Annotated in this window: 12 protein-coding genes; 7 read left to right on the forward strand and 5 right to left on the reverse strand. The window is 70.6% G+C overall.

Annotated features, from left to right (window positions below; translation table 11 throughout):
- Positions 1–75: 75 nt before the first annotated feature.
- The 4 genes from PHZ_RS08070 to PHZ_RS08085 all read right to left on the reverse strand — a co-directional run bounded on the left by PHZ_RS08070 (position 76) and on the right by PHZ_RS08085 (position 5,377).
- Positions 76–735, reverse strand: coding sequence for a DUF2231 domain-containing protein (locus PHZ_RS08070; RefSeq protein ID WP_012522023.1), 660 nt, complete (start codon positions 733–735; stop codon positions 76–78).
- Between the two features lie 76 nt (positions 736–811).
- Positions 812–2,296, reverse strand: a complete 1,485-nt coding sequence (locus PHZ_RS08075; protein ID WP_012522024.1) for a calcium-binding protein — start codon at positions 2,294–2,296, stop codon at positions 812–814.
- Positions 2,297–2,438: 142 nt separating this feature from the next.
- Positions 2,439–2,873, reverse strand: coding sequence for a Cu(I)-responsive transcriptional regulator (gene cueR / locus PHZ_RS08080; RefSeq protein ID WP_012522025.1), 435 nt, complete (start codon positions 2,871–2,873; stop codon positions 2,439–2,441).
- Complete coding sequence (locus tag PHZ_RS08085) at positions 2,870–5,377, reverse strand: heavy metal translocating P-type ATPase (RefSeq protein WP_012522026.1); 2,508 nt, start codon at positions 5,375–5,377, stop codon at positions 2,870–2,872. The genes cueR and PHZ_RS08085 overlap by 4 nt, the downstream gene beginning before the upstream one ends.
- Positions 5,378–5,701: 324 nt before the next feature.
- On the opposite strand from PHZ_RS08085, the gene PHZ_RS08090 reads away from it, so the two are divergent.
- From PHZ_RS08090 to PHZ_RS08100, 3 genes are all read left to right on the forward strand, one after another.
- Positions 5,702–6,103 carry a four-helix bundle copper-binding protein gene (locus PHZ_RS08090; protein WP_041373350.1) on the forward strand — a complete coding sequence of 134 codons (402 nt, stop codon included), beginning with the start codon at positions 5,702–5,704 and terminating at the stop codon, positions 6,101–6,103.
- A 31-nt stretch (positions 6,104–6,134) separates the two neighbouring features.
- Positions 6,135–6,515 (forward strand): DUF305 domain-containing protein, encoded by a 381-nt coding sequence (locus PHZ_RS08095; RefSeq protein WP_049758176.1) that lies wholly within the window; start codon positions 6,135–6,137, stop codon positions 6,513–6,515.
- A 280-nt stretch (positions 6,516–6,795) separates the two neighbouring features.
- Positions 6,796–9,168, forward strand: a complete 2,373-nt coding sequence (locus PHZ_RS08100) for a heavy metal translocating P-type ATPase (protein WP_012522029.1) — start codon at positions 6,796–6,798, stop codon at positions 9,166–9,168.
- A gap of 27 nt (positions 9,169–9,195) precedes the next feature.
- Here the strand turns inward: PHZ_RS08100 and PHZ_RS08105 are convergent, their stop codons facing one another.
- A complete protein-coding gene (locus tag PHZ_RS08105; protein WP_012522030.1) occupies positions 9,196–9,657 on the reverse strand; it encodes a DUF411 domain-containing protein in 462 nt (153 codons plus the stop codon).
- Positions 9,658–9,836: 179 nt separating this feature from the next.
- Here PHZ_RS08105 and PHZ_RS08110 point away from each other — a divergent pair, with 179 nt between their 5' ends.
- The 4 genes from PHZ_RS08110 (at position 9,837) to PHZ_RS08125 (ending at position 13,187) form a co-directional block, all read left to right on the forward strand.
- Positions 9,837–10,130, forward strand: a complete 294-nt coding sequence (locus PHZ_RS08110; RefSeq protein WP_041373351.1) for a hypothetical protein — start codon at positions 9,837–9,839, stop codon at positions 10,128–10,130.
- Positions 10,127–10,567, forward strand: a complete 441-nt coding sequence (locus PHZ_RS08115) for a periplasmic heavy metal sensor (protein WP_012522031.1) — start codon at positions 10,127–10,129, stop codon at positions 10,565–10,567. The genes PHZ_RS08110 and PHZ_RS08115 overlap by 4 nt, the downstream gene beginning before the upstream one ends.
- The gene (locus PHZ_RS08120; protein WP_012522032.1) at positions 10,564–11,139 is read left to right on the forward strand and encodes an RNA polymerase sigma factor; all 576 of its coding nucleotides are present in this window, start codon (positions 10,564–10,566) and stop codon (positions 11,137–11,139) included. Before PHZ_RS08115 ends, PHZ_RS08120 begins: the two co-directional genes overlap by 4 nt.
- A 113-nt stretch (positions 11,140–11,252) precedes the next feature.
- Positions 11,253–13,187, forward strand: coding sequence for a copper resistance system multicopper oxidase (locus tag PHZ_RS08125; RefSeq protein ID WP_012522033.1), 1,935 nt, complete (start codon positions 11,253–11,255; stop codon positions 13,185–13,187).
- Positions 13,188–13,342: the final 155 nt, after the last annotated feature.

Consider the following 13,342-nt stretch of genomic DNA (forward strand, 5'->3'; position numbering starts at 1 on the left):
TATGCGGCGCGGTTATGCAGATGATGAGCCAAGCGCGACGGGCGGATAGGAAGGCGGCCTTGCCGCTTCCCCTGCTCAGAAGTTCAGATGGTCGAGCCCCCGCACCAGGGCGCCGCCGATGAACCCGTTGATCCCGATTGCGGCGATCGTTGCGGCGAGCAGGACGGCGTAGACGACGCCCGCGCCACGCTGTCGGGCGCCGAGCCATCGCTCGTGCGCCCACCAGACCCCCAACGCCAGCAGCGCGATGGAGGTGCCCAGCGTCTGGTGGGCGGTGTGCAGGCGGTCGTAGCGACCGTAAGTCCAACCCATCGCCATCCAGCCGAGGACGGTGGCCGCCAGGGCCGAGAGCGCACCCAGGGCGACCATGAGCCGGGTGGCCTCCTCGACCCGTTCGCGGCGAAGCAGCAGGGCGCGCGCCTCGATCACGGCGACGACAATAAACAGGGCGATCGGGAAATGGACGACGCTCGGGTGCCACCGGCCGAGCCAGTTCACCAGCCGGCCGCCGAAGGTCTTTGGCGCGGCGTCGGCGGCGGCCCGCCGGCCGTCGGCCGACATCTGCCCCTCCGGCGTCGCCATTTCCATGCCACCGTGCGGGCCGACCGCCGCCGCCGCCGGCGACGGGCCAGGCTTCGGAGCGTGGCCTTCGTGGGCCCCGCTGGGCGCGGCCCAGATCAAAGCGGCGCCCAACAGGCCGGCGCCCAGGGCCCGCAACGACGAGCGCGTGGTCATTCAGCCTCCTTCGCTGCACCCGCATGCGCGGCGCCCGCCGACCCCTCCTCCTCGGGCGTGCAGCCTCAGCCCGGCCTCAGCCCGGGAAGATCCAGTCCGACCCTGCGTCGCTGATCCCCGGGACGAAGCCGGGCTCCTCCACGAACATGAAGTCGCTCTGCCGCAGGTCCGCCTTGAACACCCCCTGCAGCAGGACCCCGCCCTCGGGATCGGCGTCGCGGTCGGTGTTCCAGGAGACGAAGGCCCCCTCCGCCCGGTCGACGACGGTGACCTGGTCGGGACGGATGTCGCGCAGCGCCAGGTGGTCGAACGCGCCCTGCGCCTCGCCACGCACCTCCATGTCGAGGATCACGTCGAAGCCGCTGTGCGGATCGACGATGAAGGCGTCGGCGCCCGGGCCGCCGGCGATCGTGTCATTCCCCATCCCGCCTTCGACCATGTCGTGGCCGGCGCCGGCGCCGATCGAGTCCGCCCCGTCCATGCCCATGATGTCGTCGACCATGGCGCCGCCCGTGAGCGTGTCAGCGCCCATCCCGCCGTCCAGCCGGTCCATCCCGTCGCCGCCGTCGAGCCGGTCGTCGCCGGCGTCGCCTTGCAGGACATCGTCGCCGCCCGCTCCGTCGAGGCTGTCGTCGCCATCCCGCCCGAAGATGTTGTCGGCGCCCGCGGCTCCGGTCAGTTCGTCGCCGTCACGATCGCCGACGATCACCTGGTAGGGCTCGTCGCCGGCGAAGGCGAGGGTCAGGTGGCCGTCCCGCAGGGTCGCGTCCGCCGCCTGGTCGAAGCGCTCGCCGGGGAGGTCGCCGCGCCGGAGGGCCGGGCCCTCGACGCTGGGCGTCGCCCGCTCGGCGGTGGGCCCGCTCGCCTCCCGCGACGCCGGCGGCAGATCGGGCTCCTCGGCGAACATGAAATCGTCCTGCGCGAGGTCGGCCTGACGCACGCCCTCCAGCAGCACCGAGCCGCCGTTCCAGCTGACCCGCACGCCGGCGGCGGTGTCCACGAAGCTGAGGTCCTCCCAGCGCAGGTCCCGCAAGGCCAGGTGGTCGAACATGCCGGGCCCGGCGGTGAAGTCGCGGATCACGTCGTTCCCGCTCGTCGGATCGACGGCGAAGGCGTCGGGCCCCGCGCCGCCGACCAGGGTATCGTCGCCCATGCCGCCCTGGAGGTCGCCGTGCCCAGCCCCTTCGTCGAGGTGGTCGTCGCCCATGCCGCCCATCAGGGCGTCCGCGTCCGCGCCGCCGTAGAGCCGGTCGCCGTCCAGGCCGCCCGTGAGGCGGTCGGCGCCGTCACCGCCGCTCAGCGTGTCGGCCCCGGCGTCGCCGTACAGCACGTCGTTCTCGCGTGAGCCCGACAACTGGTCGTCCCCGCCGAGGCCCCAGAAGTGGTCGCGGTCGCCGCGCCCGGCCAAGGCGTCGCGTCCATTGTCGCCGACGGACACCTGGTAGTTGTAGCGCGCCCGACCGGCGTCGAAGTCAAAGGTGAATCCGCCTTCGGACAGATATCTATTTGCCAGTTCCTGGATGGGGGTATCCCTCCAGTCATGGGAAAGCTTGTGCGACATGGTGAACCTCGGCGCGCATTGCAGTGGTGGGAAGGTTTTGCTGCCGCGTCATCTCAACGACATCGCGGCGACTCCCCAACTGGTCTTGGCCCGCCGAGTTCCGGCCCGGATCAGAAGAGTCCGGTCCTCGCCCTCAATTGTTTCATCGCCCGAAGCGGCGCCGTTTCGGGCGTACCGGCCCCGGCTCCTTTCCGCCGGTGAGGTCGGCGAGGATCGGGCAGTCCGGCCGGTCGTCGCCGGCGCAGCAGTGGGACAGGTGGCGCAGCGTGTCGGCCATCGCCTGCATTTCGGCGATGCGCGCCTCCAGGTCGCCCAGGTGGCGGTCGGCGATCGCCTTCACGTCGCGGCTCGGCCGCTCGCGGTCGCGCCACAGCGAGAGCAACTGGGTGATCTCGACCATGGAGAAGCCGAGGCTGCGCGCCCGTTTGATGAACCGGAGTTCGTTGATCTCCCGCTCGCCGTACTCGCGGTAGTTGGAGTCGGTGCGGCTGGCCGGCTGCACCAACCCGATCTCGTCGTAGTAGCGGATCATCTTGGCGGTGACGCCCGACGCCTTGGAGGCTTGGCCGATGTTCATGCGGGGGCTCCTTCGGAGCTGAGGCGTGGGGCTGACCCTGAGCGGGCTGCGGGCCGGAAGCGCCGCAGGCGCAGGGCGTTGGCGAGCACGCTGACGCTGGAGAGCGCCATCGCCCCGGCGGCGATCATGGGGGAGAGGAGGAGCCCGAACAGCGGATAAAGCAGGCCGGCGGCCACCGGGATCAGCACCACGTTGTAGCCGAAGGCCCAGGCGAGGTTCTGGCGGATGTTCGCCAGGACCGCCCGGCTCAGGGCGACCGCCGTCGCCACCGCCCGCAGGTCGCTGCGCATCAGCACCACGTCGGCGCTTTCGATGGCGATATCCGTTCCAGCGCCCATGGCCACGCCGACGTCGGCCGTCGCCAGCGCCGGCGCATCGTTGACGCCATCGCCCACGAACGCCACCCGCCCGTAGCGATCCTGCAACGCCTTCACGGCCGCGACCTTGCCGTCCGGCAGGACTTCGGCCACCACGTCGTCGAGGCCGAGGGTGCGGGCGACGGCCTCGGCGGCGCGCCGGTTGTCCCCGGTGATCATCACCAGCTTGACGCCGGAGGCTCGCAGCGCATCCAGCGCCTCGGGGGTCGTCGGCTTGACCGGGTCGGCGACGGCGAGGACCGCCGCCAGCGCGCCGTCGACGGCGACGTACAGCGGCGACTTGCCCTCGTCGGCGAGCCGGCCCGCGGCGTCGCCGAAGACGGCGACGTCGAGGCCGATCCGGGCCATCAGGCGGTCGGCGCCGACCTGCACGCGGCAGCCGTCGACGCGCGCCTCCGCCCCGAACCCGGGGAGGGCGGAGAAGGCCTCGGCCCGCGCCGCGTGCAGTCCGCGCTCGCGCGCCGCCTCCACGATGGCGGCGGCGATCGGATGCTCCGACTGCGCCTCGACGGCGGCCACAAGCCGCAGCACCTCGTCCCCGTTGAAGTCGCCGGCGACCTCGAGATCGGTCAGGGTCGGGCGGCCCAGGGTCAGCGTGCCGGTCTTGTCGAAGGCGATCGCCCGGACATCCCGCAGGCTCTGCAGCGCCTCGCCGCGGCGGAACAGGACGCCGAGCTCGGCGGCCTTGCCGGTGCCGACCATGATGGAGGTCGGGGTGGCTAGGCCCATGGCGCAGGGGCAGGCGATGATCAGCACCGCCACGGCATTGACCAGGGCGAAGCTGAGCGCCGGGTTCGGCCCGAACCCCAGCCAGGTCGCGAAGGTGAGCGCGGCGACGCCGATCACCACCGGCACGAACCAGCCGGTCACCCGATCGACCAGGGCCTGGATCGGCAGCTTGGCGCCTTGCGCGGACTCCACCATCCGGACGATCTGGGCGAGCAGCGTGGCGCCGCCCACCGCCGTGGCCCGGAAGCGGAATGCGCCCGTCTTGTTGACCGTGCCGCCGACCACCACGGCGCCTGGGCCCTTCTCGACCGGCACCGGCTCGCCGCTGATCATCGACTCATCGACGAACGAGGCCCCGTCCAGCACCTCGCCGTCGACGGGGATCCGCTCGCCGGGCCTGACCAGCACGAGGTCTCCGACGGCGACCTCCGCGATGGGCACCTCGACCTCCGCCCCGGCCCGCTGCACGCGGGCCGTCTTGGCCTGGAGCGTCATCAGCCGCTTGATGGCCTCGCTCGTGCGACCCTTGGCCTGCGCTTCGAACAGGCGTCCGACCAGGATGAGCGTGACGATGACCGCCGCGGCCTCGAAGTAGACGTGGTTCGCGCCCGCCGGCAGGAGCCCCGGGGCGAAGGTGGCGACCGCCGAATAGGCGAACGCCGCCGACGCGCCCAGCACCACGAGGGAGTTCATGTCGGGGGCCCGGCGCAGCAGGTTTGGAACGCCCTTGCGGTAGAAGCGAAGCCCGGGGCCGAAGAGCACGAAAGCGGCAAGCGCCAGGCTCACGACCCGCCACGCTTGCTCGCCGATCCGCTCCGCCAGGAGATGGTGCGCCCCCGGCACGAAGTGGCGCGCCATCTCGATCAGGAAGAGCGGCGCGGTCGCCGCCGCCGCCAGCGCCACGGACCGGCCAAGGCCCTCAATCTCGCGCTTCCGCGCCGCCGCCTCGCGGTCTGTCGCGTCCGACCCCTCGGCGACCGTCGACGCCCGGTAACCTGCGCGCACGACCGCGGCTGTCAGGGCGGACAGATCGATCCCGTCCAGGACGCGCACCACGGCGCGCTCAGTGGCGAGGTTGACGCTGGCGTGCAGCACCCCGGGTGTTGCGCCGAGGGCCCGCTCCACCCGGCCGACGCAGCTGGCGCACGTCATGCCCTCGATCTTCAGCTCGACGGTGCGTTCCAGCGGCGTATAGCCCGCCTTCCGGATCGCCGAAACGACGTCGGCCGTCCGCCCATCGGAGGTGAGTTGCACATGTGCGCGCTCGGCGGCGAGGTTCACCGCCGCGCTGGCCACCCCCGGAGCCGCCCGGATGGCCTTCTCCACCCGCCCGACGCAACTGGCGCAGGTCATGCCAAGGACGGGGATGTCGATCGGCGTAAGCGTTGTCTGCGTCATCTGCGGGGCTCCTGAGCGTCGATGCGCACAGCAGATGGAGTTTCCCACCATGGGAGGGTCAAGCCCCGCGCGCGGGCGCGAATCCGACAGCAGCCCTCCCGGGACCAGAAGCTTTCCCGGGTCGATGTAAGCCGCGTCTCAGGCACGCCCAGTCCCGGCTGCAGCAGGCCGCGAGCACCGGCCCATCCAATACTGATACGGCCCGAGATCCCCGATCCCTCAGCATCTGACCGCAGGGGCCGGTTTATTTTCGAAGGACGGCGGCGGCTGGAACCGGCGAAGGCGGGGCGGGTTGAGCGCTCATCCCCGAAACGGAGAGCGGCCATGCACGCCCATGAAATGATCAGCACGCACCCTCACGTCCGCGGACAGACGAACGACAGCCTGATCCGTTGCATCGAGGAGTGCTTCGATTGCGCCCAGATCTGCACCTCCTGCGCCGACGCCTGCCTGGGCGAGGAGATGGTCCAGCAGCTGACGCAGTGCATCCGGCTCAACCTCGATTGCGCCGACGTCTGCTCGGCCGCCGGCCACGTCGCATCGCGTCGCACCGGCTCCAACGAGCCGATCATCCAGAGCGTCCTGCGCGCCTGCGAAGACGCCTGCCGGCTCTGCGCGGAGGAGTGCGAGCGGCATGCCGGGATGCATGAGCACTGCCGCATCTGCGCCGAGTCCTGCCGCCGCTGCGAACAGGCCTGCCAGGCCGCCCTCCAGACGTTCCACTGAGCCAGATCAGACCCCAGCAGAAGGACTTCCGATGAAGACGATCCCCCTCCTGGCCGCCGGCGCGGCCCTTGTCGCCTTCCCGGCGCTCGCGCAGCATTCCGGGCACGCCGGCATGAAGCATGGGAACATGAGCCAGCACGGCCAGATGGCCATGCAGGAAGACATGCAGACCATGCAGAAGATGCAGCAGGCGATGATGCAGAAGCAGGACGCCGACCCGGACCGCGCCTTCGCCCTGAAGATGATCGAGCACCATCGCGCCGGCATCGCCATGGCCCAGACCGTGCAGAAGCATGGCGACAACGCCGAGGCGAAGCGCATGGCCCAGAAGATGGCGGACGAGCAGCGCCGGGACATCGCCGAGCTGGAGCGCTGGCTCGACAAGAACGGCGGGCGTACGCCGAGAAAGTAGCGGCCGCGCGGCGGTCTTCGCCGGAATCGCAAGGACGGAGGCCGCAGCGCGATCGGTCGGCGGAGGCGGGCGAGGCAAGTCGGATCAAATGGTCTGCGCCTGACCTGCCCGCGCCGCCGGCAAGTCAGGCGCAGCGGGCGGCGCCGTCGTGCAGCGCCCTGTGGCTGACGCCAGGCCCAACGCCGAACCTTGACGCTGATCAAGACGGCGGCGCCATCATGCTGGGAGGACGCCGGCCGCATCGCGCCTGTGGCGGTCTACGCGGCGCGAGGAGAGCCAGATGAATGGGGCCAATGACAGCGTTTCGAAGGGCCAAAGCCATCATCACGGCGCCGACCACGCCCGGCCAGGCGACGGCCCAACCGCCGAGGTGCGCGATCCCGTCTGCGGGATGACCGTCGACCCGGAGACGACCTCCCACACCGCCACCTTCGAAGGGCGTCAGTATTTCTTCTGTTCCGAAGGGTGCAGGTCGAAGTTCGAGCAGGCGCCATCGCGTTACACGGCCAGCGCCCCCGATCCCAAGCCCTCCTCGCCCGTCGGCGCGATCTACACCTGCCCGATGCATCCCCAAATCCGCCAGGTCGGGCCCGGCGCCTGCCCGATCTGCGGCATGGCCCTGGAGCCGGAGGTGGCGAGCGCCGAGGAGGGGCCCAGCCACGAGCTGAAGGACATGAGCCGGCGGTTCTGGATCGGCCTTGTCCTGACCCTGCCTGTCTTCGCCCTGGAAATGGGCGGACACGTCACCGGGCTGATGATGCGTGTGCCCGGCCAGACGTCGGCGTGGATCCAGCTCACGCTGGCCTCGCCCGTCGTCCTCTGGTCAGGCTGGCCCTTCTTCGCGCGCGGCGCGCGCTCGCTCGTCACCCGCAGCCTCAACATGTTCACCCTGATCGCGATGGGCATCGGCGTGGCGTGGCTCTACAGCGTCGTGGCGACGGTGGCGCCGCAGATCTTCCCCCCGGCGTTCCGCCGCGCGGATGGGTCCGTGCCGGTCTATTTCGAGGCGGCGGCGGTGATCACCGTGCTTGTCCTGCTCGGCCAGGTGCTGGAGCTTCGCGCCCGCGAACGCACGTCCGGGGCGATCAAGGCCCTTCTCGACCTCGCGCCCAAGACGGCTCGCCGCCTGCGCGGCGACGGCCGCGACGAGGAGGTCACCCTCGACCAGATCGCCGTCGGCGACCGGCTGCGGGTGCGGCCGGGCGAAAAGGTGCCCGTCGACGGCGAGGTCCTCGACGGCCGGGTGTCGATCGACGAGTCCATGGTCACCGGCGAGTCCATGCCGGTCACCAAGGAGGTAGGCGCGAAGGTCGTCGGCGGCTCGATCAACAAGACCGGCTCGTTCGTGATGCGCGCCGAGAAGATCGGCGCCGACACGCTGCTCTCGCAGATCGTGCAGATGGTGGCGCAGGCGCAGCGCAGCCGGGCCCCGATCCAGCGCATGGCCGATCAGGTGTCGGGATGGTTCGTGCCGAGCGTCATCGGGGTCGCGGCCGTCGCCTTCGCCGTTTGGGCCATGGTCGGGCCGGAGCCACGCTTCGCCTTCGGCCTGCTTGCGGCCGTGTCGGTGCTGATCATCGCCTGTCCCTGCGCCCTGGGGCTCGCGACGCCCATCTCGATCATGGTGGGCGTGGGGCGGGGCGCCCAGGCCGGCGTGCTGATCAAGAACGCCGAGGCGCTGGAGCGATTCGAGAAGATCGACACCCTGGTCGTCGACAAGACCGGGACCCTGACCGAAGGCCGGCCCGCGGTCACGGCCGTGCGGCCGGCTCCCGGCTTCAACGAAGCGGACCTGCTGCGCCTGGCTGCGAGCCTCGAGCGGGCCAGCGAACACCCGCTTGCGGACGCCATCGTCCGCGCCGCGGCCGAGCGCGCCCTGCCGCTGTCGCAGCCGGCCGAGTTCGACTCGCCGGTCGGAAAGGGGGTCGTGGGCGTCGTCGATGGCCATCGTCTGGCGCTGGGATCGGGCAAGTTCCTCGAGGAGGTCGGGGTCGACACGTCAGGTCTTCGATCGGAGGCCGAGGCGCTGCGGGCTGACGGGGCCACCGCGATCTTCATGGCCGTGGACGGTCGGCCAGCCGGGATCTTCGCCATCGCCGATCCCATCAAGGCGACGACGCCCGAGGCGGTGCGCGCGCTGAAGGCCGATGGCGTCCGGCTGGTGATGATGACGGGCGACAACCGCACCACGGCCTTGGCGGTGGCCCGCCGGCTGGGGATCGACGAAGTCGAGGCGGAGGTGCTGCCGCAGGACAAGGCGGCGGTGGTCGAGAAGCTGCGCCAGGAGGGGCGTCAGGCGGCCATGGCCGGCGACGGCGTCAACGATGCGCCCGCCCTGGCCGCCGCCGAGGTGGGCATCGCCATGGGCGCCGGCGCGGACGTCGCCATCGAGAGCGCGGGCGTCACCCTGCTGAAAGGAGACCTGCAGGGCATCGTCAAGGCGCGCCGTCTTTCGCGCGCCGTGATGCGCAACATCCGCCAGAACCTGTTCTTCGCCTTCGCCTACAACGTGGCCGGCATCCCGATCGCAGCGGGCGTGCTGTACCCGATCTTCGGCTGGCTGCTGTCGCCGGCCATCGCCGCCGCCGCCATGGCCCTGTCCAGCGTCAGCGTGGTGGGCAATGCGCTGCGCCTGCGCGGGGTCAAGCTCTAGCGGCTCGCCCGCGGCGGCGGCCCGGCCTCAGCCGTGCCTGGCGAAGACCCGGGTCCGGCCCCTCGCGTCGAGCAGGAGCAGGGTCGCGTAGGGCTCGGTCGTTCCCTTGGGCGACTCCATTCCAGGCGAGCCGATGGGCATGCCGGGCACAGTGAGGCCGATGGCCTTGGGCTTCTCCTTCAGCAGCCGGACGACGTCGGCGGGCGGCACATGGCCCTCGACCACATAACCGCCGATCAGGGCCGTGTGGCAGGAGGACAGTTCGAAGGGCACGCCGTGCTGGCTGCGGATCGGGTTGAGGTCTTCGACTTCCCGGACGTCGGTCTTGAAGCCCGCCCGGGTCATGTGGGTGATCCACCCTTTGCAGCACCCGCAGTACGGCGTCTTGTATACCGTCAGCGCCTGCGGCGCCGCCTCGGCGCACCCGGCGACGGCGGCGAGCAGGAGGGGGGCGGTCAACAGAAATCGGCGGCGGTTCATCGGGGGCATCTCGGGCGTTGAGGGAGCGTCTGTAGCGGCAGGGGAACGCGCCGACCGGGCCTAAGTCGTCCCGCCTGTGCGGCGCAAGGTCGAAAGGATATACGCAAGCCGCGGGCTGGGCCCTCATTTGAGGGATCGCGGGCCGCAGTGCGTAGACCAGGCAGGGACGCGAAATTGGAGACGAACGAATGAGCCGCCGGCTCGAAGACGAACTGATCCAGTTGGGCGCCGAGCCCCCGCCCGCCGGACTCGACGAGCTGGAATCTCGCGTCTGGCGGCGGATCGCCGAGGTGCGGGCGGCCCGCGCCGCCGCGCCCGTGACGAATAGCGTGCGGGTGGCGGCGGTGATCGCCGCCCTCGGCCTCGGCGCCGCCAGCGGGAGCCTCACCGCCGCCGCGGCCGCCGTCGAGCCGTCGGAGATCTCCGCCTTTTCGCTGCGTGCGGACCTCGCCCCCTCCACCCTGCTCGACGGCCCCGGATGATCCTGTTCAACCGCGGCCTGCTGCTGACCATCCTGCTGGCCGTGCTGGCGGGCGCTGCGGGCGCCTGGCTCGCGGGCCGCCACGTCGTCCAACGGCACCAGCAGCCCTCCCTGCACGCCTTCGTGCACGAGGAGCTGGCGCTCTCTTCCGAACAGGAGCGCCGGCTGGAGGTGTTGGAACAGGACTTCGCGGTGCGTCGACACGCCCGCGAGGCCGAACTGCGCGCCGCGAACGCGGAGCTCGCGGCGGCGATTCAGGCGCGCCACGAGTATTCGCCGGAGGTGCAGGCGGCCGTGGAGCATTTCCACCACGCCATGGGGGAGCTGCAGAAGGAGACCATCCTTCATGTCCTCGCCATGCGGACCGTGCTGACGCCCGAGCAGGCCGTGAAGTTCGATCGCCGCATCAGCGAGGCGCTGACCGACCAGGCCCTGTGAGCGCCGCCGCAGACGAGAGCGACGCGGCGCTCGCGACCCGTGCGGCCGGTGGCGACGACCAGGCCTATGCCGCCCTGATGCGGCGCCACAAGGCCAGCCTCTACAGCTTCGTCCGTCGCTACATCGGCGATCCGGAGGCGGCCCTCGACGTCCTCCAGGAGACCTTCGTGGCGGCGTGGCAGGCGATCCGCCGCTACGACGGCGGGCGGCCGTTCGCGACCTGGCTGCGCGCCATCGCCCTCAACAAGTGCCGCGATCGCGGCCGGCGCCTGGCGGTCCGTCGGCTGGTGTTCGGAGCGACGGACCTGGACTCCGCGGAGGCGCGGCGCCAGGCCGATCCGCAGGGCGACGCCGAGGGCGAACTCCAGTCCGCCCAACGCTTCGCCGCCCTGGACCGCGCCATCGCCCGGCTTCCCGACAAGCTCAAGGTTCCGCTCATCCTGACCCAGCTGGAGGGGTTCAGCCAGCAGGCCGCGGCCGAGCAGCTCGGGGTCAGCGTCAAGACCATCGAGACCAGGATCTATCGCGCCCGGCGCCGACTTGCCGGCGAACTCGGCGATCTGGAAATTTGAGCGATCGCGAGGGATAGACGCCTGCGCTGCGTATACGTCATCGCAGGCCCTCCCTTGACCCTCCCTACGTGGGAAGCGCTATCCCTCCGCCAATGAGGACAGGACAACTTCGTATGCGACGCCGCCGCGACATCGACCTGGATCGCCGCAAGGTCCTGAAGGGGACCGCCGTCCTTGGGGGCGGCGCCGCGCTGAGCGCGCTGCTGCCGGCATGGGCGTGGAGCGCGAGCCCTGGCGTCGCTTCGACCTTGCCGACGCTTTCGGGCGAGGAGATCAAGCTCACGATCGGCCACACGCCCATCTCCATCGACGGCAAGCGCAGCCACGCCGTGACCATCAACGGCACGGTGCCGGGCCCGCTGATCCGTCTGAAGGAGGGCCAGAACGTCCGCATCGCGGTCACCAACACGTTGGACGAAGACACCTCGATCCACTGGCACGGCCTGCTCGTGCCCTTCCAGATGGACGGCGTGCCGGGGGTCAGCTTCCCGGGCATCAAGCCGGGCGAGACCTTCGTCTACGAGTTCCCGGTCATCCAGTCGGGCACCTACTGGTACCACAGCCACTCCAGCCTGCAGGAGGCGGAGGGGCACTACGCGCCGATCGTCATCGAGCCGGCCAAGCCCGATCCGGTCGCCTACGATCGGGAGCATGTCATCGTGCTCTCCGACCACAGCGAGATGCACCCGCACCTGATCTTCAAGCGCCTGAAGCAGATGGGCGGCGTTTTCAATTACCAGCGTCAGACCTTGGCGGGCCTTCTCGCGGGCAAGGACCAGACCCTTCAGGAGCGGATCGAGTGGGCCAAGATGCTCATGGATCCCACCGACATCTCCGACGTCACGGGCGCCGTGATGACCTTCCTCGTGAACGGCCACGGCCCGAAGGACAACTGGACGGCGCTGTTCACGCCCGGCGAGCGCGTGCGCCTGCGCTTCGTCAACGCTGCGGCCCAGATGATCTTCAACGTCCGCATCCCCGGCCTGAAGCTCACGGTGGTCGCCGCCGACGGCCAAAACGTACGCCCCGTCGAGGTGGACGAGTTCCAGATCGGCAACGCCGAGACCTACGACATCATCGTCCAGCCCACAGAGGACCGGGCCTACACGCTCGTCTCTGAAGCTATCGACCGCTCCGGCATGGGCCGCGCGACGCTCGCCCCGCGGCCGGGCATGAGCGCCCCCGTGCCCCCACTGCGGGAGCGGCCGATCCTGACCATGAAGGACATGGGCATGGACATGTCGGCGCACGGGGGACACGGCGCCATGGCCGGCATGGACCACGCCAACATGCCGGGAATGACGCCGGCGCCCGCCGCGGCCGACCACGCCAACATGCCGGGAATGACGCCGGCGCCCGCCGCGGCCGACCACGCCAACATGCCCGGGATGGATCACGCCGCCATGACGGCGATGTCCACTTCGCCCCCGCCTGGGATGGCGCCGCCGCGGGCGAGGGGCTCGGACGTCATGGGCGACATGGCGGGCATGGACATGAACATGCTGGACTGGTCGAAGGCACCCCAGATCAAGAAGGGGCCGGGCGTGCAGATGATCTCGCCCATGCCGATGGATCGCACCGGCGAGGCTGGCCTGGGCCTCGAAAGCGTGGGGCACCGGGTCTTGGTCTACAAGGACCTGGTGGCCCTGGAGCCGAACCCAGACCCGCGGGCGCCGGAGCGGGCGGTGGAAATCCGCCTGACCGGCAACATGGAGCGCTTCATGTGGGGCTTCGACGGCTGGAAGTTCAGCGAAGGGCCGCCGCCCTATTCGTTCCGGACAGGCGAGCGCGTGCGCATCACCCTGGTGAACGACTCGATGATGACCCACCCGATCCACCTGCACGGGCACTTCTTCGAACTCGTGCATGGGCCTGTCGGTCATCTGCCCCGCAAGCACACGGTCAATGTGGCGCCCGGCGGGAAGGTGAGCTTCGACATCACGGCGGAGGCCGGCGACTGGGCCTTCCACTGCCACATGCTCTACCACATGCACGCGGGCATGTTCCAAGTGTTCAAGGTGCGCCCGATGCAAGGAGCGGCGGCATGATGCGCCCGGCCCTAATCGCCCTGCTTCCCGCCGCCATCGCGGCGCCCGCGCTGGCGCAGGACCCCCACGCGGGCCACCAGATGCCGGCCGCCCCTGCGTCCTCGGCATCCCGCGCCGGGACCGCGGACCCCCACGCCGGTCACCAGATGCCCGTC

It is taken from the genome of Phenylobacterium zucineum HLK1 (assembly GCF_000017265.1).
GTDB lineage: Bacteria > Pseudomonadota > Alphaproteobacteria > Caulobacterales > Caulobacteraceae > Phenylobacterium > Phenylobacterium zucineum.